General features: G+C 69.8%; 18 protein-coding genes. 13 read left to right on the top strand and 5 right to left on the bottom strand.

Annotation, left to right across the window (positions count from 1 at the left end; genetic code table 11):
• Positions 1-12 precede the first annotated feature (12 nt).
• From ACFQ7F_RS13765 to ACFQ7F_RS13785, 5 genes are read left to right on the top strand one after another with little or no spacing between them, the layout of a single operon-like run.
• Positions 13-1,398, top strand: a complete 1,386-nt coding sequence (locus tag ACFQ7F_RS13765; protein ID WP_383270051.1) for an L-fuconate dehydratase — start codon at positions 13-15, stop codon at positions 1,396-1,398.
• A complete protein-coding gene (locus tag ACFQ7F_RS13770) occupies positions 1,395-2,159 on the top strand; it encodes an SDR family NAD(P)-dependent oxidoreductase (protein WP_383270053.1) in 765 nt (254 codons plus the stop codon). The genes ACFQ7F_RS13765 and ACFQ7F_RS13770 overlap by 4 nt, the downstream gene beginning before the upstream one ends.
• Before the next feature lie 5 nt (positions 2,160-2,164).
• Positions 2,165-3,166 (top strand): aldo/keto reductase, encoded by a 1,002-nt coding sequence (locus tag ACFQ7F_RS13775; RefSeq protein WP_383270054.1) that lies wholly within the window; start codon positions 2,165-2,167, stop codon positions 3,164-3,166.
• The gene (locus tag ACFQ7F_RS13780) at positions 3,163-3,474 is read left to right on the top strand and encodes an L-rhamnose mutarotase (RefSeq protein WP_383270056.1); all 312 of its coding nucleotides are present in this window, start codon (positions 3,163-3,165) and stop codon (positions 3,472-3,474) included. The genes ACFQ7F_RS13775 and ACFQ7F_RS13780 overlap by 4 nt, the downstream gene beginning before the upstream one ends.
• Complete coding sequence (locus ACFQ7F_RS13785; protein ID WP_383270057.1) at positions 3,474-4,331, top strand: amidohydrolase family protein; 858 nt, start codon at positions 3,474-3,476, stop codon at positions 4,329-4,331. The genes ACFQ7F_RS13780 and ACFQ7F_RS13785 overlap by 1 nt, the downstream gene beginning before the upstream one ends.
• 1 nt (position 4,332) lies before the next feature.
• Here the strand turns inward: ACFQ7F_RS13785 and ACFQ7F_RS13790 are convergent, their stop codons facing one another.
• Positions 4,333-5,751, bottom strand: coding sequence for a lipase maturation factor family protein (locus ACFQ7F_RS13790; protein WP_383270059.1), 1,419 nt, complete (start codon positions 5,749-5,751; stop codon positions 4,333-4,335).
• Positions 5,752-5,880: 129 nt separating this feature from the next.
• Here ACFQ7F_RS13790 and ACFQ7F_RS13795 point away from each other — a divergent pair, with 129 nt between their 5' ends.
• Positions 5,881-8,025, top strand: coding sequence for a SpoIIE family protein phosphatase (locus tag ACFQ7F_RS13795; RefSeq protein ID WP_383270061.1), 2,145 nt, complete (start codon positions 5,881-5,883; stop codon positions 8,023-8,025).
• 4 nt (positions 8,026-8,029) lie between these two features.
• The gene (locus ACFQ7F_RS13800) at positions 8,030-8,890 is read left to right on the top strand and encodes an Fpg/Nei family DNA glycosylase (RefSeq protein WP_383270062.1); all 861 of its coding nucleotides are present in this window, start codon (positions 8,030-8,032) and stop codon (positions 8,888-8,890) included.
• 18 nt (positions 8,891-8,908) lie between these two features.
• Here ACFQ7F_RS13800 and ACFQ7F_RS13805 read toward each other — a convergent pair whose 3' ends face one another.
• Both ACFQ7F_RS13805 and ACFQ7F_RS13810 read right to left on the bottom strand, forming a co-directional pair.
• On the bottom strand, positions 8,909-9,574 hold the full coding sequence (locus tag ACFQ7F_RS13805; protein WP_383270064.1) for a zf-HC2 domain-containing protein: 666 nt from the start codon (positions 9,572-9,574) through the stop codon (positions 8,909-8,911).
• A 106-nt stretch (positions 9,575-9,680) separates the two neighbouring features.
• Positions 9,681-10,193, bottom strand: coding sequence for a hypothetical protein (locus tag ACFQ7F_RS13810; RefSeq protein WP_383270065.1), 513 nt, complete (start codon positions 10,191-10,193; stop codon positions 9,681-9,683).
• Positions 10,194-10,483: 290 nt separating this feature from the next.
• On the opposite strand from ACFQ7F_RS13810, the gene ACFQ7F_RS13815 reads away from it, so the two are divergent.
• Positions 10,484-11,728: a CapA family protein gene (locus tag ACFQ7F_RS13815; RefSeq protein WP_383270067.1), complete on the top strand. Its 1,245-nt coding sequence runs from the start codon at positions 10,484-10,486 to the stop codon at positions 11,726-11,728.
• Positions 11,729-11,907: 179 nt separating this feature from the next.
• Entirely contained in the window at positions 11,908-12,858 is a 951-nt protein-coding gene (locus ACFQ7F_RS13820) for an RNA polymerase sigma-70 factor (RefSeq protein ID WP_383270108.1), read from the top strand.
• A 15-nt stretch (positions 12,859-12,873) separates the two neighbouring features.
• On the opposite strand, the gene ACFQ7F_RS13825 is transcribed toward ACFQ7F_RS13820, so the two are convergent.
• The gene (locus ACFQ7F_RS13825; RefSeq protein ID WP_383270069.1) at positions 12,874-15,813 is read right to left on the bottom strand and encodes a glycoside hydrolase domain-containing protein; all 2,940 of its coding nucleotides are present in this window, start codon (positions 15,811-15,813) and stop codon (positions 12,874-12,876) included.
• Positions 15,814-15,908: 95 nt separating this feature from the next.
• On the opposite strand from ACFQ7F_RS13825, the gene ACFQ7F_RS13830 reads away from it, so the two are divergent.
• From ACFQ7F_RS13830 to ACFQ7F_RS13845, 4 genes are all read left to right on the top strand, one after another.
• Positions 15,909-17,057, top strand: a complete 1,149-nt coding sequence (locus tag ACFQ7F_RS13830) for an ROK family protein (RefSeq protein ID WP_383270070.1) — start codon at positions 15,909-15,911, stop codon at positions 17,055-17,057.
• Between the two features lie 307 nt (positions 17,058-17,364).
• Positions 17,365-18,222, top strand: a complete 858-nt coding sequence (locus tag ACFQ7F_RS13835) for an ABC transporter permease (protein ID WP_383270072.1) — start codon at positions 17,365-17,367, stop codon at positions 18,220-18,222.
• On the top strand, positions 18,219-19,151 hold the full coding sequence (locus tag ACFQ7F_RS13840; protein WP_383270074.1) for a carbohydrate ABC transporter permease: 933 nt from the start codon (positions 18,219-18,221) through the stop codon (positions 19,149-19,151). The genes ACFQ7F_RS13835 and ACFQ7F_RS13840 overlap by 4 nt, the downstream gene beginning before the upstream one ends.
• A 64-nt stretch (positions 19,152-19,215) precedes the next feature.
• On the top strand, positions 19,216-20,844 hold the full coding sequence (locus ACFQ7F_RS13845) for a hypothetical protein (protein ID WP_383270076.1): 1,629 nt from the start codon (positions 19,216-19,218) through the stop codon (positions 20,842-20,844).
• A 47-nt stretch (positions 20,845-20,891) separates the two neighbouring features.
• Here the strand turns inward: ACFQ7F_RS13845 and ACFQ7F_RS13850 are convergent, their stop codons facing one another.
• A complete protein-coding gene (locus tag ACFQ7F_RS13850; RefSeq protein WP_383270077.1) occupies positions 20,892-22,316 on the bottom strand; it encodes an amino acid permease in 1,425 nt (474 codons plus the stop codon).
• Between the last annotated feature and the right edge of the window lie 8 nt (positions 22,317-22,324).

A 22,324-nucleotide genomic window follows, 5' to 3' on the forward strand; every position in this document is an offset into this window, starting at 1 on the left:
GAAAGGCCTCCCGTGTCCCCGACCTCAGCCCGCATCACCGCGGTCGACACCTACGACGTACGGTTCCCGACCTCACGGGATCTTGACGGATCCGACGCGATGAACCCGGACCCCGACTACTCCGCCGCCTATGTGGTCCTGCGCACCGACGCGGACGACGGTCTGGAGGGGCACGGCTTCACCTTCACCATCGGGCGCGGCAACGACGTCCAGGTCGCCGCGATCCAGTCGCTGCGCCACCACGTGCTCGGCCGGTCCGTCGAGGAACTCTGCGCCGATCCGGGGACGTTGAATCGCGACCTGATCGGGGACAGCCAGTTGCGCTGGCTCGGGCCCGAGAAGGGCGTGATGCATATGGCCATCGGGGCCGTGGTCAACGCGCTGTGGGACCTGGCGGCCAAACGCGCGCGCAAGCCGCTGTGGCGGTTCCTGGCCGACGCAGAGCCCCAGTGGCTGGTCTCCCAGATCGACTTCCGTTACATCGCCGACGCACTAGCGCCTCAAGAGGCTCTGGAAATGCTCCAGTTGGGCCGCCACGGAGCCGTCGACCGGGAAGCCCTGCTGCGGAAGCGCGGTTTCCCCGGCTACACGACATCGCCCGGCTGGCTCGGCTACAGCGACGAGAAGCTGACCCGCCTCGCCCGCCAGGCCGTGGCGGACGGCTTCACCCAGATCAAGCTGAAGGTCGGTGCGGACCTCGCGGACGACGTACGCCGCTGCCGTACCGCCCGCGAGGCGATCGGACCCGGCATCCGGATGGCGATCGACGCCAACCAGCGCTGGAACGTCGACGAGGCCGTCGAGTGGACGCGCGCGCTCGCGGAGTTCGACCCGTACTGGGTCGAGGAGCCCACCAGTCCCGACGACGTCCTCGGCCACGCGGCGATCCGCAAGGCGGTCGCCCCGGTCAAGGTCGCCACCGGTGAGCACGTGCAGAACCGCATCGTCTTCAAGCAGCTCCTCCAGGCGGGCGCGATCGACGTCCTGCAGATCGACGCGGCGCGCGTGGGCGGCGTCAACGAGAACCTGGCGATCCTGCTGCTTGCGGCGAAGTTCGGCGTCCCGGTCTGCCCGCACGCGGGTGGCGTGGGCCTGTGCGAACTCGTCCAGCATCTGTCGATGTTCGACTACGTGGCGCTCGCAGGAACCACCGAGAACCGCGTCATCGAGTACGTCGACCACCTCCACGACCACTTCATCGACCCCGTCGTGCTGCGCGAGGGCCACTACATGGCGCCCACCGCGCCGGGCTTCTCCGCCACCATGCGGGCCGAGTCGCTCGCCGAATTCACCTATCCGGACGGCGCCTTCTGGGCCGCCGATCTCGCACACGGCAACCCCGCACACGGCAACCCCGCACACGGCAACCTCGCACACGGCAAAGGAGCAGCTGCATGAGTGACGCCCAGGACTTCGAGGGTCTCAAGGCCCTGGTCACCGGCGGAGCCTCCGGCATAGGGCGGGCCACGGCCGAACTGCTCGCCGCGCGCGGCGCCCAGGTGGCGGTGCTCGACCTGGATCCGGACGGCGTGGAGAAGCCGCTCACCGGCTACCGCGCCGACGTCTCGAACGACGCCTCGGTGCGCGAAGCCGTCGCCGCCGCCGTGGCCGGCCTCGGCGGACTCGACGTACTGATCAACAACGCGGGGATCGGCGCGCAGGGCACCGTCGAGGACAACGACGACGACCAGTGGCACAAGGTGCTCGACGTGAACGTCCTCGGGATCGTGCGCACCACCCGCGCCGCCCTGCCGCACCTGCGCGTCTCCACCCACGCGGCGATCGTCAACACCTGCTCGATCGCCGCCACCGCGGGCCTTCCGCAGCGTGCCCTGTACTCGGCGTCGAAGGGCGCGGTGCTCTCGCTCACGCTCGCCATGGCCGCGGATCACGTACGCGAGGGAGTGCGCGTCAACTGCGTCAACCCCGGCACCGTGGACACCCCGTGGGTCGGCCGTCTCCTGGATGCCGCGCCCGACCCGGCGGCCGAGCGTGCCGCGCTCGCCGCCCGCCAGCCGACAGGGCGCCTCGTGTCCGCGGACGAGGTCGCGGGCGCCATCGCCTACTTGGCGAGCCCCCTCTCCGGCGCCACCACCGGCACGGCGCTCGCCGTCGACGGCGGAATGCAGGGCCTGCGGCTGCGCCCGGCGGGCCAGTGAGCGGCATGGCCCGGCGCACCCTGGGACCCTGCGGCGTCGAGGTGACCGAGCTGTCCTTCGGCGCCGCAGGACTCGGCAACCTCTACACGCCGATCACCGACGAGGAGGCGGCAGCGGCGCTCGACGCGGCATGGGACGCGGGCATCCGCTACTTCGACACGGCACCGCACTACGGCATCGGCCTGTCCGAACGCAGGCTGGGCGCAGCGCTGCGGGCGCGCCCACGGGAGACGTACACGCTCTCGACCAAGGCGGGCCGCCTCCTCGAAGAGGTTCCCGGGCCCGTGGGCGACGACCTCGACCACGGCTTCGCCGTACCCGCGACGCACCGCCGTGTCTGGGACTTCAGCGCGGACGGCATCCGCCGCTCCCTGGAGACGAGCCTGACCCGCCTGGGCCTCGACCGCGTCGACATCGTCTACCTCCACGACCCGGACGACCACGCGGAACAGGCCTTCCGGGAGGGATATCCGGCCCTGGAGCGGCTGCGCTCCGAAGGCGTCGTCGGCGCGATCGGCGCGGGCATGAACCAGACGGCGATGCTCACCCGCTTCGTCCGTGACACGGACGTCGACGCCGTGCTGTGCGCGGGCCGCTACACGCTCCTTGACCAGAGCGCCCTGGCCGAACTGCTCCCGGCGGCGCAGCAGCGCGGCAGGGCGGTGGTGATCGGCGGCGTCTTCAACTCGGGTCTGCTCGCCGATCCCAGACCCGGTGCGACCTACGACTACGCGACCGCACCCCGTGCACTCCTGGACCGCGCCCGCCACCTGAAGTCGATGGCGGAGCGGCACGGCACCACGTTGCGCGCGGCGGCCCTGGCCTTCCCCCTGGCCCACCCGGCGGTGGCCACCGTCCTCGTCGGCGCCCGCTCGCCGTACGAAGTCCAGGGCGCGGCAGCGCAGTTCACGGCCGCTGTCCCCGCCGACTTCTGGAAGGAAGCCCGCGCCGAAGGGCTGCTGCCCGCCGACGTCCCCGTCCCCGCCCCCGGAGAGGACCCCTCGTGAGAATCGCCCTGCACACCAAGGCCCGCGCCGACCGCCTCGCCGAGTACGACGCCGCGCACCGCGAGGTGCCTGCCGAGCTCGTCGCCGCCATCCGCGCGGCGGGCGCCACCTCCTGGACGATCTGGCGCAGCGGCACCGACCTCTTCCACGTCCTGGAGTGCGAGGACTACACCCGTATGCTCGCCGAGCTGGACAAGCTGCCGGTCAACATCGCCTGGCAGGCGCGCATGGCCGAGCTGCTCGACGTCGTGCACGACTACTCGTCCGACGGCGCGGAGGCGGGGCTGCCCGTCGTATGGGAGCTGTGATGAGTGACGTGCCGTGGCGGATCGACGCCCACCACCATGTGTGGGACCTCTCCGTACGCGACCAGGAATGGATCACCGGCGACGCGCTCGCCCCGATCCGCAGGGACTTCTCCCTCGCGGACCTCCTGCCCGAGGCCCGCGCGGCCGGTGTCGCAGCGACCGTCCTCGTCCAGACGGTCACCGTCGCCGATGAGACCCCCGAGCTGCTGGCCATCGCGGCGGCGGACAGCGACCTGGTGGCGGGCGTCGTGGGGTGGACCGACCTCACGCGCCCCGACGTCGCCGACGCGCTCGCGGAGCTGTGTCAACTCCCGGGCAGGCAGTATCTGGTGGGCATCCGGCACCAGGTCCAGGGCGAGTCCGACCCGCAGTGGCTGCTACGGCCCGACGTGCGCCGTGGCCTGGCCGCGGTCGGCTCGGCGGGTCTCGCCTACGACCTCGTCGTCCTGCCTCACCAGCTCCCCGCCTGCGTAAAAGCTGCTCAGGAGCACCCCGAACTCACCTTCGTCCTGGACCACTTGGGCAAACCGCCCATCGCGTCCGGCGCCATCGAGCCCTGGGCCGCCGCCGTCCGCTCGCTCGCCGCCCTCCCCAACACCGTCTGCAAGCTCTCCGGCCTGGTGACCGAGGCGGACGCCAAGACCTGGACGGTCGACGACCTGCGCCCGTACGCGGACACCGTCCTGGACGCCTTCGGCCCTGACCGGCTGATGTTCGGCTCGGACTGGCCCGTCTGTACCCTGGCCGCCACGTACGCCGAAGTCATCGACGTGGCACGGCAGTTGACCGACTCGCTGAGCGACAGCGAACGTGCCGCCCTCTTCGCCGGGACCGCGACCCGCGTCTACCGCCTCTGAGTCAGCGAGGCGCGTCGACCCGCGTCGGCGGCAGGAACTCCCGCACGTACGTCCGCTCCCAGCAGGCGCCCGTCTCACGAAGCTCACGCCACGTCGTGTAGCGGTAGCGGTACAGGCGGGCGCGGATGTACGCGGGAGGCGCCTCCGGCGGGAACGGGGCGTGGCGCAGCAGCCGCAGGGTATCCCGGTCGCCGTCGAGGAGCCGCTCCACCAGCGGGCCGAACCACGGCCTCGCGTACGCGGGGGAGAGCGCGGCGAACCACATCATCCAGTCGAGCCGCAGATGGTACGGCGCGAACTGCCGGGGCCACCGGTGCACATCACCCGGTTTTCCCTTGAACTCGTACTCACGCCACTCGGAGTCCTGACGGGGTGCCGTATCCGACGTGCCCTCGATGACCACCTCCTGGCGGACACGGCTGACACTGCCGAACGCGCCGTACGCGTTGACGAGATGGAGCGGGTCGAAGGAGTAGTTCATGATCTGCCGACGTGAGAACAGATTGCGCGTGGGCCGGTAGCTGAGGACCAGGAGCAGGACGGTCACCGCGATGACCACCGCCTCGTACCAGAGCGGGGGAGCGGGGGACGTGGACGGCGTTCCCGCGTCCCCGAAGTCCACGACGGACACGGCGAGCACGATCGTCATCCAGTTCAGCCAGGCGAAGTTCCCCGAAAGGACCAGCCACAGCTGGGTGACGATCATCAGGCAGGCCGCGGCCGTCGCGATCGGTTGGGGCGTGAACAGGAGGACGGGCACGACGAGTTGGGTGAAGTGGTTCGCCGCGACCTCCACCCGGTGGGCGGGCTTCGGCAGGTGGTGGAAGAACCAGCTCAGCGGGCCCGGCATCGGCTGTGTCTCGTGGTGGAAGTCCAGGCAGGTGAGCTTCCGCCAGCACGCGTCGCCGCGCATCTTGATCAGCCCGGCCCCGAATTCGACGCGGAACAGGACCCAGCGCATCAGGAAGAGGACGAGCACCGGCGGCGCCGTCTCGTCGTTGCCGAGGAAGACGGCGAGGAAGCCCACCTCCAGGAGCAGCGACTCCCAGCCGAAGCCGTACCAGCTCTGTCCGACGTTCACGATCGAGAGATACAGGGCCCACGGCACGAGCCAGAGCAGCATGCCGCCCCACAGCGGGAGGAGCCCGTCGGCGCCCGCGAGCAGCGCAAGCGCGCAAGCGCAGCCCGTCCACGCGACGAGGGCGAAGAAGCGGTCCGAGTAGCGGAGCTGGAAGAGGCTCGGCGCCTTACGGAACGGCACGCGCTCGACGTAACGCGGCACCGGCAGCATGCCGCGCTCCCCGATCAGCGCACGGAACTGCAGCACCGCGCCCAGGAACGCGACGAGATAGACCGCGGCGAGCGTCCGCTGGAAGACGAGGCGGCTGAGCCAGTACTGATCTGCGGTGAACCACTCCACAGGGCCATCTTGCGCCCAAACCGGCCGGGCGCCCCTCGCCCGTCACCCGTTCGCCGCAGTCCCCGACGACCTGCACTGACGCGCCCGGCGTGCGGGCTCGGGCCCGACGGCGAAGAATCAGGAAGTGTCATGACGCCCACGTCACTGCCGGACGACTGGCCAGCGGATCCACGGTCGATCCTGGCGTTCAACCGCACAGGCTGCTTCGACTGGGACCTCGACAGCCGCCTGCTGCACTTCGACGCCTCGGCACTGGACGTCTTCGACATGCGGGCCGACGAGTTCGACGGCCGCCCGGAAACCCTCGCCGTCCGGGTCTCCACGGCCGAGTCGCACCGCCTGGACGCCCTCGTCTCGCACGCGCTGAAGGACGGCAGCGAGACCTACGGCGTCTACTTCCGCGTACGGCTGCGCGAAGGCGGCCTGCGCTGGACCCATACCCAGGGGTTCATCCACCGTGACGGGACAGGCCGTCCGTACCGCATCGTGGGCGTCGTCCGCGACGCCACGCAGGAACTGGGCGACAGCACGGCCCGGCATCAGCGTGCCGACGAGGAGGAGGACCGGCGCCGCCGCACGAGCATCGTGCAGGGCACCACGGCGGCCCTCGCACACGCCCGTACCGTCCGGGACGTCATCGACGTACTCAAGGACACCCACGGCCTGGCGCACCTGGGGGCATCGAATCTGGTCATGGGTCTGGTCGAGGCCGGGCGGATCCGCCTTGTCGCCGAGGGACCCGTGGGCAGCTTCGTGCCCGGCACCAAGTTCACGCGGATCGACGAGCGGTATCCGATGAGCGACGCCGTGCGCACGCTCTCGCCGCGCTTCATCGAGACGGACGCGGAGTTCGCGGCCTCGTACCCGGACCTGTGGCCGCACATCGACAAGCTGGGCATCAGATCGGCCGCGTACCTGCCGCTGATCGCGCAGGCCAGGCCGATCGGCGTGCTCGGCCTGCTCTACCAGGACAAGACCGGCTTCACCGAGGAGGAGCGCGACGTCCTGGTCGCGCTGAGCAGCGGCATCGCGCAGAGCCTCCAGCGCGCCATGTTCTACGAGCAGGAGAAGGACCTCGCCCAGGGCCTCCAGCAGGCGATGCTGCCGCGCACCATCCCCGGCGTGCCCGGCGCCGACATCGCGGTCCGCTACCGTTCGGCGGCGCTCGGCAGGGACATCGGCGGCGACTGGTACGACGTGATCCCGCTGCCCGGCGGACGTGTCGGTGCGGTCATCGGAGACGTACAGGGCCATGACACGCACGCGGCGGCCGTCATGGGCCAGCTGCGCATCGTGCTGCGTGCCTACGCGGCCGAGGGCCACACGCCCGCCACCGTCATGGCCCGCGCCTCCGGGTTCCTGCACGAGCTGGACACCGATCGCTTCGCCACCTGCCTCTACGCGGAGGCCGACCTGACGACGGGGGTCGTCCAGCTGGTGCGGGCAGGACACATCGATCCGCTCGTGCGGCAGGCCGACGGGAACTGCCGCAGGGTGCCGGTCGAGGGCGGTCTCCCGCTGGGCCTCTCGGCCGAGTTCGGCAGCCTCGACTACCCGGTCACCACCTTCGAGCTCGACGAGGGCCAGACCCTGCTGCTCTTCACCGACGGCCTCATCGAGGAGCCGGGCGTCGACCTCGGAGACGGGATGCGGGCTCTGGGCGAGCTCACCCGCACGGGGCCGCGTGACCTCCAGGAGCTCGCCGACCGGCTCTGCTCGATCGTCGACGAGCGGGGCGGCGATGACGACGCGGCGCTGCTGCTCCTGCGCCGTCGCATGATCGACGCGCCCCGGTCCGGCGGACGCCTCCAGCAGCATGTCGGCCCCGGGGATCCGGAGGCGCTCGCCGAGGCCCGGCACATGATCCGCGCGGCGGTACGCGCCTGGGGCGCCGGGGAGCGCGCCGACGAGATCGAGCTGGTGGCGGACGAGGTGATCACCAACGCCCTGATGCACACGGACGGCGCGGCGATCGTGACCTTGCGGGGCATCAGCGGCACCGACCGGCGCCTGCGCGTCGAGGTCGAGGACTCGTCGAGCGCACTGCCGCGGCGCAGGGAGGCGGGGGATTCGGGGGTGTCGGGGCGGGGTCTTCTTCTGGTGGACATGCTGGCGGACGTGTGGGGCGTCGAGTCGCGAGGCAGCGGCAAGTGCGTGTGGTGCGAGTTCATCGTGCCCGCGCGGGAAAGCCGGGGGAAGGACGAAAGCCGGGGGAAGGACGAAAGCCAGGGGCCGGGCGTGCGCACGGAGACGTCAGAACAGGGTCAGGAGTGAGCGGATGCCGGAACTTCCCGAGGTCGAGGCGTTGCGCGCCTTCCTCACCGACCACATCGTCGGGCACGAGATCGTCCGTGTGCTGCCCGTGGCGATCAGCGTCCTGAAGACGTACGACCCACCGCTCGCCGCCCTCGAAGGCCGCACCGTCACGGCGGTGGCGCGCCACGGCAAGTTCCTCGACCTCGACGCGGACGGCCTGCATCTGGTGACCCACCTCGCCCGCGCGGGCTGGCTGCACTGGAAGGACCGCCTCCCCGACGGCCCGCCACGCCCCGGCAAGGGCCCCCTCGCGCTGCGCGTCGCCCTGGAGACGGGTGAGGGCTTCGACCTGACGGAGGCGGGCACACAGAAGCGCCTCGCGGTGTACGTGACCGACGCCCCGTCAGAGATCCCGGGCATCGCCCGCCTCGGCCCCGACCCTTTGACGCCGGACTTCGACGAGGACCGCTTCGCCGGGCTTCTGGAGGGTGAACGCCGCCAGATCAAGGGCGCGTTGAGGGACCAGACCCTGATCCCGGGCGTCGGGAACGCGTACAGCGACGAGATCCTGCACGCGGCCCGTATGTCCCCGTTCAAGCTCACGTCCAGCCTCACGAAGGAGGAAGTCCATGGGCTGTATGTGGCGCTGCGGGCCACGCTGGCCGAGGCGGTGGAGCGCTCGCAAGGAGTCGCGGCGGGCCGCCTCAAAGCGGAGAAGAAGAGCGGCCTGCGGGTCCACGGCCGCGCCGGCGAAACGTGCTTCGTGTGCGGCGACACCATCCGCGAGGTCTCCTTCAGCGACTCCTCGCTGCAGTACTGCCCCACGTGCCAGACGGGCGGGAAGCTTTTGGCGGACCGGAGAATGTCGCGGTTGCTGAAGTAGGCATTTACGGGAGCGAGTTCAGTGGCGACGCAAGGTCAGCAGGTGCTTGCCGTCCGTCGAGCGCACCTCGTAGCGGGCGATGTCCTCGCGGGGCATGGCCGCGCCGCCTCGTGTCGACAGACCGGCCGAGTGCGCGCCCGCGGAGTCGGCGGCGGGCGCCTTCCATGTCGTCACCGTCTGCTCGGAGCCGTCGGCGCCGACAGCGACGAGCTCGCAGACACGGGCGCCGTACGGGTCGCGGATACGGAGCCCGATGTCCGTGCCCCAGTCGCGGCCCCGCGCGGTGAGGGTCGCCGAGACGCCGGTCCGGCCGTCGCGGGCCGTGATCTGCTCCGGGCCAGGACCACCGGCCCTCAGGACCGCCGTGGCGGGGGCCGCGAGCGCCAGCACGATGCTCGCCGCGACCGCGCACAGCCACCGTCTGCGCCCGGCCCTGCGCAGCCTTCCGGCCTCGGTGAGCAGCCGGTCGACGAGGCCGGGGCCCGGCGCGGCCAGTGGTTCGACGTGGGGCGGGGTGAGGCGGTCGTAGGCGGCCAACTGCTGTGCTGCTGGGCTGAGTTCTTCCACCAGGGCCTGACACGTGGGGCAGTCCATGAGGTGATCGTCGAAGCGGAAGGTGTCCGCCGCGTCGAGGACACCGAGCGCGTAGGCGCCGGCGTCGCGATGCCGCTCCAGGGACCTCATGGCGTTCCTTGCGTGACGAGTTGGGCAGGGGGTGCTTGCTGCCCTCCCGTACGCAGTGGACCGTCGAATCACTCAAGGCGCGGGACGCGAACACTCGTGCGTGGTATCAGAACAGATGGATCGCCAGGTGCCCGAGCGGCAGCCCCAGGCGCCATGCCGCCGTCCATACCTTGGGCCCGTCGTCCTCGCTGCCTGGTCCGCCGCCCGGCACCGAGTCCAGATCGGGTGCGAGCAGCTCCGTCTCCTCCAGCCACCGCCACGCCAGGTCGGCGAGTTCGAGGTCGGGCGCCGGTTCGCCGGAGGTGATCGCGTCCGCCCACAGCACGGCCATCCGCTCACCGACCCAGTCCTGCCACGGCTGGTCGTACGCCGTCAGGGACAGCCAGGTCTCCAGCTGGGAGACCACGCGGATGCCCGACAGTTCGTTTTTCAAGTCGGAGAGGAAAATAGTCAGGGCCAGAGCGTCACGCCCTGCTCGGTATTCGAAAGATGCCGGCGGCATCAAATCGCCGGTGCGCAGTAATTCGTCCGCGATGTACTCGGCGTACAGCCACGCCATCGGCACGGCCAGTTCACCACCGCTCGGGCCCTCCGTGTTTCCCCGGCTCTCGTGCAGCATCCCGTCTCGCCTTCCTCCGATCCGTGCGCGTCGCCGGCCTCTGGCACCCCAATCCGGAACACGGATGAGGACAGCCGATTACCCCAAGGGGGCTCTGAGCAAGGCGCTTTGCGAAGGCTTGACCTAGCCCTCGGTTTCGTCGCAGGTGAGGGGCCCTCTGTTCTTCGTGTCACATGGCCCGACGATATGACTCTGTTTCAGGGACTATGACGGCATTGCTACTTGACTCGACCTTGTGTCCGAATGTGGATTCATTTCGCCGAATATTCCCCATTCACGGAGACTGGTCGATGACGCAGCGCACACCGCAGGGAACAGTTGTTCTGGCAGCGGTAATGATCGGAGCCACTCTCGCCGCGACCGCCGCCTGTACGGCGAATGAAAAGCCCGCGCGGGAGAGAAATCCGGAGAGACAGAGCGAAAAGCCTCCGGGCGGCGCCAGGAGGGACGGCCGGGATGTTCCGCCTCCCGCGCCGTCGGCGGCCGGCGGTGGTCAGGGCGCCCCGCGCGCCTTCACGCTCGTCGCCTCCGGGGACGTGCTCCCGCACTCCTCGATCATCCGCAGGGCCAACGCCGACGCGGGAGGCGACGGCCACGACTTCGTGCCGATGCTCAAGGGCGTCAAACCCGTCGTGTCCAAAGCCGATCTGGCGATCTGTCACATGGAGACGGTCTACGGCGCGAACGGCGACTACACCGGATACCCCAGCTTCAAGTCCCCGCCCCAGATCGCCCACGCCCTGAAGGTCACCGGCTACGACGCCTGCTCCACCGCCTCCAACCACACGCTCGACGACGGCGCCGCGGGGGTGCGCCGGACACTCGGCGCGCTCGACAAGGCAGGCGTCAAGCACGCGGGGTCGGGCCGCACGGCCGACGAGGGCAGATCCCCCGCCTGGCTGCGGGCGGGCGGCGCGAAGGTGGCGCAGCTCGCGTACACGTACGGCACGAACGGATATCCGCTGCCCAAGGGCAAGCCCTGGACGGTCAACCTCATGGAGCGCGACCGGATCATCAGGGACGCGCGCGCCGCCCGGAAGGCGGGAGCGGACGTGGTCGTGGTCTCGGTCCACTGGGGCACGGAGTGGCAGGACAGCCCGGACCGCCGCCAGCTCAGGCTCGGCAAGCAGCTCACGGCGTCCCGCACCCGGGGCCGACCCGACATCGACCTGATCCTGGGTACCCACGCGCACGTCCCTCAGGCGTACGACAAGGTCAACAAGACCTGGGTCATCTACGGCATGGGCGACCAGATCGCTGGCGAGATGATCAATGACGAAGGTGAGAACGACCCGCGGGGCAACCAGGGAACCCTCGGCCGCTTCACGTTCGCCCCGCCCGCTGCCCCCGGCGGACGCTGGAAGGTCAAGAAGGCCGAGTTCATCCCCCAGTGGTTCAACACGGAGACGGGGCGCGCGACCAACCTGAACGCGGCACTGGCCCGCGGCGCGGACGTCGCCGACATCCGGGACCGGATCCGCCGCGTCGTCCTGAGCCGGGGCGCGGGGAAGGACGGCCTGGTGATGGGCAAGTAGCCGGGGCACGGCCCGAAAGACCCCCCTGGGCGCACCTCGGCGACGCGGCGAGCGCTACCGTCCTGGCCGTGGAGCAAAAAGCGAGGGGTGTGCCCAACCGTGTCGACGCGGTCGACACTGCCGACGACCAACCGGTTGCGGCCGGCCGGACCGAGGAGTTCGAGGAGCTTCGGCCTCTCCTGTTCGCGATCGCCTACCGGATCCTCGGCAGCGTCAGCGAGGCGGAGGACGCGGTCCAGGAAGCCTGGCTGCGTTGGGCGGCCTCACCGGTGGAGCCCCGGTCGGCCAAGTCTTTCCTGTCGGCCGTGGTCACCCGGGTCTCGATCGACGTGCTGCGGTCGGCCCGCGTCCGCCGGGAGGCGTACCTCGGGCCGTGGTTCCCCGAGCCGCTCCTCACCGATCCCTACGAGGATCCGGCGCGTTCGGCGGAGCTGGCCGATTCGCTGTCGATGGCGGCACTGGTGCTGCTCGAGCGGCTGACCCCGCTCGAGCGCGCGGTCTTCGTGCTGCGGGAGGTGTTCGGTTTCGGCTTCCCGGAGATCGCGTCGTCGGTGGAGCGTTCGGAGGCGGCGTGCCGCCAGCTCGCCGTACGGGCGCGGCGCCACATGGACACGGGCCGGCCCCGGTTCGAGGCCGACCGCAAGGAGCGGGAGGTACTCGCCGAGCGGTTCTTCGACGCCTTCAGGGAGGGGGACATCGAGGGGCTGCAAGAACTCCTCGCGGCCGACGTCGCCATGGTCGGCGACGGCGGCGGCAAGGCCCCGCAGCTCGCCAGGCACATTGTCGGCCCCGCGAACGTGGCCCGCGTGTTCGCTGCGTTCGCCCCGCAGTTCGTGCAGGTCGGTGTCGTGGTGGAGCCGCGTCGGATCAACGGCCAGCCGGGCGCGGTCTTCCGCGACCGGGACGGCAAGGTCGTCAGCACCTTGGTCCTCGAGATCCTCGACGGACAGATCCAGACGATCCGCTCGGTGCTCAACCCCGAAAAGCTCGGCCACATCGGTCCCGTGGCGGACGCCTGGGCGCTCAAACGCGAGGTGAACGAGGCCCGTCGGCCCGGGAGCGACCGGGCTGACCGGACCGACCGGACCGACCGGACCGACCGGACCGACCGGGCCGCCCCGACGAGCTGACCACGAGGGCGAAGCTCACCCGATCCGCACCAACCACCCTCGCCCGGGCTCCACCCGTAGCGCCTCGCCCGCGGCGAACTTCCGCTCCGGCTGGAAGCCCTCGATCGCGGGAGCGTGGGCGGCGACGGGCCCCGCGGCCGTGGCGAGGACGACGTCCACCGGCTCCCCGGCCCAGGAGGCAAGGGACGTCACGGTTCCTCCGGGCCCCTCCCACGTGGTGGCAAGGACATCGTCCCGCCCGGTCCGCACCGGCGATGAGCCGGTGGCCCACCACCCCGTCATCTCCGCCTCAGGCAGTCGGAGTTGGTCGAAAGCCCGCCACAAGGGCCGTACATCCGTCATGGGTGCCCGCGCCGTCATCCCGAAGACGAGCCCGCGCCAGGGATTCCCGCCACCCTCCAGCATCTCGCCCATCAGACCGAAGGGAATGCCCGAGATCTCGACGAGCCAGTACGCGGGATCACCCCCGGCGGAGCCGTCCGCACCGTCAGAACCGTCGTAGTCGAAGAGCTCTCCCAGCCAGAGCCGATCGACGTACGGCAGCAGCTCCGCGTACAGATTGGCGCTTGAGGCGAACCCGTCCGGCTCGCGGAACTGGTTGCAGGAGTGCAGATCGACCAGTGGCGGCGCCTCACCGGAAGCGGACAGGACCTTGCGGACCCGCTTCATCGTCGTCCGGTCGTACGCCACGTCGTCGAGATAGAGCCCGTCCACCCCGACCACCCGCCGCAGCCTCTCGATTCCGCTCACATAGGAGTTGTGCCACCGCGAGTCACCGGACGTGACGACCGCGACGTCCCCGACATCGGGCGCCACCCACCCGGGCACGTAGTCATCGCCCAGATGCTCCCGCAGCCACGCGTGCCCGCCCCCGGGCCCCGGCGCGAAGATCTCGTCGCCCAGGGATGCGAGCATCGGCAACTCCGGTGTGTGGCGCGTCAGTTCCCGCACGGTGTCGTACACCTTCACCTGGATCCCGAGCCGGTGCGCCTCATCGGTGTAGGAGTGCAGGGCGTCCGCGCCGAGAAGCGGGTCGTTGATGTACGGGTTGGGCGGCGTCGCGTGGTGCAGATTGGCGACGTTCGCGCCGTACTCGGCGATCTCCGCGGGTGACGCGTACGCGTGGAAGTAGCGCTCGGAGAGCTGCCGCCCCGGTTCGATGGGCTTGAACGGGGTCAGGAGCAGCCGGAACTCGAAGCACCGGCTCTCGCCCGCACGCAGCGCGAGCGGCCCGCTGAACGCGGAGAGGCGGCGCACCCCCTCGCTCGTCCGCAGCCGCACCCCGCCCGCTCCGTCGCCCGCCCAGGAGCGCGGTGTGCAGAGGGGCTTCTCGCGGTAGTAGTTGGTGTTGAGCGGCCGCGCGTAGTGCTCGTCACGCAGGCTGAGCTGGAGCCCCGCCGCCGGGTCGCCGAGCCAGAACGCGTCCTGGTTGCGGGTGGGTGTGTCCCAGCTCCAGTCGTACGTCGCCGGGCACGCCCGACCCGTCAGGCCGAGCCCCATGGCGTACCGCGCGACCTCCTCGCGGACCGGCACGTCCAGCGTCACGTCGAGTTGGGTGTCGGCGGTCGCCTCGACCGTGGCGCGCACCACGAGGAAGCCGTCGGCCTCCAACTCGCCCTCGGTGCGCAGGAGTACGTCCTGGCCCGCGGCCCGCGCCGACCAGCGCACCCGCGCCGGGCCCGGCCGGTCCATGCTGAGCGGTCCATGTTCAAGGGGGCGGCCGAGGTCCAGAGTGACGGGCGCGGCGAGCAGGTCGCGGGGCGGCCCGTCGACACGGGTGACGGTCGGCGTGAAGGTGGAGACGAGCCGCCGGGGGAGTGCGCCCGGGCCGAGCTCGACCGTGCGCCCGAGGATCGTCAGGCGCAGTCCGTCGGCCTCCGCCGCGGCCTCGACCGGCGTGAACGGCGCCACAGGATCGTCGTCCTGCGCGAGCGCCGAGTCCAGCCACCCGAGCCGCGCGAGCCGCCACGGCTCACCGGCACCGCCGTCGGCGACGGCGTCCTGGCCGACGGTGAGGCGCAGCGGCAGCACGCGCTCCGGGGTGCCGGGCGTGCCGATGGCGATCTCCCCTTCGTACAGGCCGGGTTGAGCGTCCTCGGGAACCTCCACGCCGAACCACAGAGCCCCCGCACGCCCCGCGCCGATGGCGACGCGCCGCTCGAAGGCCTGCCCGCGCGCGTCGACGCCGCCCAGGCTCAGGCACCGTACGGAGAAAGGAAGCCCGCGGGCCTCGGCTCGTACGTCCGTCAGCTCCTGGAGCGCGTACACCCCGACCTGCACCGCGGAGAACTCCCCGCGGTCCGCCGTGACGTCCAGCGGTGCGAAGGGGGTGGTCAGCGCCCAGCGTGCGGGCAGTCGTTCATAGCGGCCGAGGGGGTGGGCGCGGCCCTCGCCGAACAAGAGGAACTGCTCGCCCGCGTAGGCGTGTTGAAGCCGTGTGCGCTCATCCTCTGTCGCCGCGAAGCCGAGCGGCGCGAAGGAGTCGACCGCGCTCGCCGCCTCGTAGCCGAAGGCCTCGGCGCGCGGCAGCTTCTCCCAGCCGCCCGCGTGGTGCAGGCCGCAGCGGTGCACCCAGCCGGGATCCGCCGTCTGTGTCGGGGGCCGGTAGGCGGCCTGCGGATAGTAGGGCTTGCCCGTGTGCGCGTACGGGAGGTAGTGCACGGCGTAGGTGCCGGGGCCGTCCACCGGCTCGAAGGCGATGCGCCCCGCCTCGTCGGTGACCTCCACGGCCACGGTGTTGCGCACGCGTTCCCCGGAAGGGCCGATCACGATCACGTCCACCGCCGCAGGGTCCCGATCCTGGCGCCGCCACGGCAGTTCGGCCGCGACAGCCGGGGCCGTGGTGTCTCGGATGTCGGCGGTGTCGGCACGTACGAGAAGCCGGTGGTTACCGTAGACGTCGCTGTCCCAGGAGCCGATCCCGCATGCCAGCTCCGGATGACCAGTCTCACCCATCTGTGCTCCCCCAAGGGCGCTATTTATTAGGTAAGTTTCTCAATCGCTCCGGGTCACCCTGGAGATCAACCGATCACGCTGTCAAGGGGGACGCCTTGAATCGGCCCACGAGTGCCACGAGCGGGGACCCGTCACTGCTGCGCCGCCTCAACGCGGCGGCCGCCCTGCGCGTGCTGCGCGAGCGGGACGAGATCACCGTGCCCGAACTCGCCGGCCTCATCGGCGTTTCGCGCCCCACGGCCCAGGACCTCACGGCCCAGCTCTTGCGCGAGGGCCGCCTGGTGGAGCTGACGCCGGGCAGCGGAAGCGTGGGCAGGCCCGCCCGCCGATTCCGGTTCCGGGCCGAGGCGGCCCACGTACTCGGCGTGGACATCGGCGCGCACAAGATCCTCGTGCACGCCGCCGACCTGCTCGGCCGCACGGTGGCCACTCAGCGGGTCGCCGTCACGCCCGAACTCCCTGCCGAGCAGCGCCTCGACGCCGTCCGCCGGGCGATCGCGGGCTGCCTGGCCCAGCCCGCCGCGGCGGATGTGCGCCCGCTGGCGACCGGCGTCGGCACCAGCGGCATGGTGGACGCCGCGGGCCGGGTGGTGGAGAGCGACTCGCTGCCCCAGTGGACGGGCCTGGACCTCACCCGCGAACTCGCCGACCCGGCCCACGGTCCCGTCGTCGTGGGCAACGACATCCAGCTCGCGACCCTCGCCGAGTGCACCGGGGGAGTGTCGGTGGGCGCGGACGACTGCGTGTACCTGTACGTCGGCAACCGGCTCGGCATCGGTCTCTGGCTCCGGGGCGAGCTGCACCGCGGACACCGTGGAGCGGCGGGGGAGATGGTCGCGGGCGACGGCTGGGAGCGGTGCTACCAGCGGCTTCTCGACTGGTTCGCGGGGCACCAGGGCGCGGACAGGCCGACCCGCGAGAACGCGGCCCGCGCGGTGGTGACCGCCGCGGCGGCGGGCGACGGCGGGGCCGAGTACACCCTGCGCGCTTTCGCCGAGGCGCTCGCCGACAGTCTGGCCCGCCACGTCGCCGTACTCGACCCGCAGTCCGTGGTGCTCGGCGGCGGGATCTCGCGTGCGGGCGCCCTGCTCAGCGAGCCCTTTGCGGCCCGGCTCGGCGCGCTCTGCCCCTACCGGCCGACGGTCCAAATCTCCGCACTCGGCGAGGAATCCACCGCAATCGGGGCAGCTCGTCTCGCACTGGAACACATCGATCACGCCGCGCAGAAAAGTCCAACTCTCTAGGACCGGAAGGTGGTTGACGGGCGGGAGCCACGCTTCGATGATGTGGCTCTCTTTCGGCAAGTTGGCTTCTTAATTGGCCGACTCCCGACGGCCGTCCCGGCTGTCGGCTGCCATTTTCTGTTCCGTCGTGCCGCCAGGCCAGGGAGTACGTGTGACATCCCCAGCAACGCAACGCAGGCCACGTGCCGCGTCGCCGCCACCACCCGGGTCGGATCCGAAATCGGATCCGAAGTCCCCGGGCCCGCCGCGCCACCGCCGCGTACCGCTCCGCGTTCGACTGCGGAACAACTGGGTGATGCTCGCCCTCATGGCCCCTGGCCTGCTCTTCTTCCTGTTCTTCTTCTACGTCCCGATGCTCGGCAACGTCATCGCCTTCCAGGACTACCAGCCCTTCATCGGCTTCAAGGACAGCCCCCTGGTGGGCCTCGCCAACTTCCAGGAGCTCTTCGCCGACCCGGCGTTCTGGGAGGCGGTCCGCAACACCCTGGCGTTCGCCGCGCTCCAGCTGATCTTCTTCTTCCCTGCACCTCTTGCCCTCGCCCTCCTTATCAACAGCCTGGTCAGCCCGCGCATCAAGAAGTTCGTGCAGAGCGTCGTCTATCTGCCGCACTTCATCTCCTGGGTCCTGGTCGTCGCGCTCTTCCAGCAGGTCCTCGGCGGTGCGGGTCTCTTCAGCAACTACCTGCGCGACCACGGCATGTCCGCCCTGGACGTAATGACCGACCCCGACACCTTCTCCCTCCTCATCACCGGACAGGTGATCTGGAAGGACATCGGCTGGGGCATGATCATTTACCTGGCGGCGCTCGCGAGCGTCGACCAGAGCCTGTACGAGTCGGCGGCCGTCGACGGAGCGGGACGCTGGCGCCGCATGTGGCACGTCACGCTGCCCGCCGTGCGCGGCGTCACGATCATGCTGCTCGTGCTCCGCCTCGGCGACGTCCTCTCCGTCGGCTTCGAGCAGTTCCTGCTCCAGCGCGACGCGGTCGGCGCCCGCGCGTCGGAAGTCCTCGACACGTACATCTACTACCACGGCGTCGTCTACGGCGACTGGGGCGTCGGCGCCGCCGCGGGCCTGGTCAAGGGCGTCATCGGGGCCTTGATGATCTACGGCGCCAACAAGGTCGCCCACGCCTTCGGAGAGCACGGGGTGTACAGCAAATGAGCAGCTTCGGATTCCCCCTGCGTACCCAGCGCACCCCGCGTACCCGCGAGGAGCGGCCCGCCTGGGAAGAGCCGCCCACGAAGATCGGCTCGACCGCCAAGGCCGTCGTCATCACGGTCATCTGCGCCGTGATGATCCTGCCCTTCGTCACGGTGCTCTCCACCAGCCTCGCCTCCCGCAAGGAGATCACCGATGCGGGCGGCTTCGTCCTCTTCCCCACGGACCCGACCCTGGAGGCGTACCGGACGATCCTCTCCGGAGGCATCGTCTCCCGTGCCGTCGTCGTCAGCGTCCTGATCACGCTCGTCGGCACGGCACTCTCGCTCCTGACGACGATCGCCCTCGCGTACGGCCTCAGCAAGCGCGGCGTCCCCGGCAGCAAGCCGATCCTCCTGATGGTGCTCTTCACACTGCTCTTCGTGCCGGGCATGGTGCCGATGTACGTGGTGGTCAAGGAGCTCGGACTCCTCGACTCCTACTGGTCGTTGATCCTGTCCGTCATGATCAACGCCTTCAACCTCGTCGTCCTGCGGGCATTCTTCATGAACATCCCCGAGGAGCTGTACCAGGCGGCGCGGATCGACGGCGCGGGCGACTGGCGGATCCTGACCCGCATCGTGCTGCCCCTCTCCAAGGGCGTCGTCGCCGTCGTCGGCCTCTTCTACGCGGTGACGTACTGGAACGCCTTCTTCAACGCGATGCTCTACCTCAACGACTCGGGCAAGTGGCCCATCCAACTGGTCCTGCGCACCTACGTGGTCCAGGGCAAGTCCATCTCGGGCGACCAGCTCGGCGTCAGCCACATGCCGCCCCAGCAGTCGATCTCCATGGCCGTCGTCATGATCGCGCTCATCCCGATCCTGCTGCTCTTCCCGTTCCTGCAGAAGTACTTCACCAAGGGCGTGCTCACCGGCGCCATCAAGGGCTGAACCGCCCCCCGACGACGACCCCTGACACCCCCTGACACCTTTTGCGGAGATTCCCATGACAGGCATGTCCCGACGCACCTTCCTCAGTCTCTCCACGGCCGTCGCGGCGGGCGCTGCCGCCACTTCGCTCACGGGCTGCGGCTCGGGCGCGAAGAAGACGGGTGAGGCGGCATCGTCGAAGGTGAAGCTGCCTTCGTACGTTCCTTTCAGCAAGGTCAAGCCCGATCTGCCGCCGAACGTCAAGGGCCTCTCGGCGGGGTTCCTCTCGTATCCGAAGGACTTGGTGCGCAGCGTCCCGAAGACCCCCGGCGACGGATCGAAGATCACGGTGCTGACCGAGATCTGGACGCAGCCGCCGCTGCCCAGGGACTCCAACGCGCACTGGAAGAAGGTCGACAAGGAGCTCGGCGTCGAGCTCACCGCGATCCTGGGCACCGACCCCGGCTACGAGGAGAAGTTCTCCTCCACGATCGCCGGTGGCGAGCTGCCCGACCTCCTGTGGATTCCCCCCAACCAAGGCATCCAGCACATCGCCGAACTCCTCGAAGCCAAGTGCGCGGACATCACGGAGTACGTGTCGGGCGACGCGGTGAAGGACTATCCGAACCTCGCCGCGATGACACCGGCGCACTGGAAGACGGCGGTGGTCAACGGCAAGATCTGGGGCGCGCCGGTGCCGTACCCCGCGTTCGGCCAGGTCTACGCGGGCAATCCCGAGGTCTGGGAGAAGGCGGACGGGATCCAGGCGAGTGGCCCGGAGGAGTTCCTCGCCAAGTGCAAGGAGGTCACCGGCGGGAAGACCTGGGCACTTGAGCCGATCTACGTCAACACGGCGAGCGTGATGAGTCAGTGTTTCGGCGCCCCCAACAAGTGGCGGCAGAACAAGGACGGTTCGCTCACCTGGTTCCAGGACACCGACGAGTACGAGGAAGCGCTCAACTTCGTGCTCAAGCTGAAGAAGGCGGGCGTCTTCTATCCCGGGAACCCCAAGATGGCCGACGCGAACATCAAGATGGCGCAGGGCACGATCGGCGCCACCGTGCACGCCACCCCCTTCAACGCCCGCCAGGAGATCCGCGTCCAGGACCCGTCGGTGGCCGCCGAGATCATGATCCCGTTCGCCGCGGGAGGCAACAAGCCCAACCACCACTACCACCTCGGCACCATCGGCTACACCGCGATCAAGAAGGGCGACGAGAAGCGGGTGCGCATGCTCCTCGGCGTGCTCAACTACCTGGCGGCACCGTTCGGCAGCAAGGAGCGCGAGTTCCTCGAGTACGGCACCGAGGGCGAGGACTTCACGTACGACAAGAACGGCTTCCCGGAGCGTACGAAGAAGGGCAAGCAGCAGGTCGAGGGCCTCTACAGCGGACTGACCACGGCAACCACCTCACCCTTCGCGCTCATCGCGTCGGCCTTCCCGGGCACGGAGCGCGCCCAGGACGTCAAGGACGTGTACGCGGCCGAGCAGAAGCTCATCGAGACCGCCATTCAGAACCCGGTCGTCGGCCACTACTCGGACGCGTATACGCAGCACTACGGCCGCATGTCGACGGAGGCGACCGACCTCGTCAACGACATCGTGAGCGGCCGCAAGAAGCTGAGCGAGTGGAAGCCCTTCTGGGCGGAGTGGAAGAACAAGGGCCTGGAGCAGATGGCCCGCGAGTTCCAGAAGTCCATCGAGAGCGCCTGAGCGACCCCGCCAGGAAACAGCGACGCCACCAGAAAACAGCGACCCTGCTAGGAAACGCGGTCGGTCTTGGCGAGCTCGGACTTCCGGTACGAGTACCCGAAGTAGACGACGAGACCGATCGCGAACCACACCGCGAACCGCACCCACGTCTGCCACTGCAGGAACGTGATCAGCCAGATCGAGAAGACGACCCCGATGGCGGGCACCACCGGCATCCCGGGGCAGCGGAACGTGCGCGGGAGTCCGGGCTGCTTGTAGCGGAGCACGATCACCGCCACGCACACCACGACGAACGCCAACAGGATTCCGATGTTGGTCAGTTCTGCCGCCTCGCCGATCGGCAAGAACCCGGCGATGGCGGCAGAGGCGAACCCGACGATCCACGTCACGCGCGTCGGTACGTGCCGGGTCCTGTGCGTCTTGGCGAACCACTTCGGAAGCAGCCCGTCGCGCGACATGCTGAACCACACGCGGGTGACGCCGAGCATGAAGGTGAACATCACGGTGAGGATGCCGATGATGGCGCCAACCGCGATGACATCGGCGAGCCCGCCCAGGCCCACCGACTTGAACGCGGTGGAGAAGCCGCTCTCCGGGTCGATGTCCTTGTAACTCTGCATGCCCGTCAGGACGAGGCAGGCGAGTACGTACAGGACCATCGAGATCGCGAGCGAGTAGAGGATCGCCTTCGGCATGTGCCGCTGCGCGTCCTTGGACTCCTCTGCGGCGGTGCTCATCGCGTCGTACCCGAACACGGCGAAGAAGACCGTCGCCGCGCCCGTGAACGCCCCGCTGACACCGAAGGGGAAGAACGGCTTGTAGTTCCCGGTGTTGATGTGGAAGAAGCCGACCGCGATGACGATCAGTACGACGATGACCTTCAGCACGACCACGATCATCTCGAAGCGCGCCGCGTTCTTGATGCCGAGGGTCAGGAGGTAGGCGATGAGCAGGCACAGTACCGCCGCGAACAGGTCGACCTTGTGCCCGTCGCCCGTGCCGGGCGCTCCCAGCATCCAGTGGGGCAGTTGCGCGCCCATGTCGTTGATCAGGAAGTTGAAGTAGCCCGAGATGCCGATCGCGACCACCGCCACGATCGCCGTGTACTCCAGGAGCAGGTCCCAGCCGATGAACCAGCCCGTGAGCTCGCCGAGCACCACATAGCCGTAGGTGTACGCCGATCCCGCCTTCGGGATGAGGCCCGCGAACTCGGCGTACGAGAAGGCGGCCGCCGCGCTCGCGACACCGGCGATGAGGAAGGAGATGAGGACGGCGGGCCCGGCCGTGCCGTTGGCCACCGTTCCGGCGAGGGTGAAGATGCCGGCGCCGATGATGCCGCCGACACCGATCGCGGTGAGCTGCCAGAGGCCGAGCGAGCGGGAGAGCCCGCCGCCCTCCGCGCCTTCGGTTTCTTCGATGCTTTCGATGGGCTTTCGGCGCAGCACGCCGTGCCCCATCCGGAGTCCCGCCATGAGCTCCA

It is taken from the genome of Streptomyces sp. NPDC056486 (assembly GCF_042795295.1).
GTDB lineage: Bacteria > Actinomycetota > Actinomycetes > Streptomycetales > Streptomycetaceae > Streptomyces.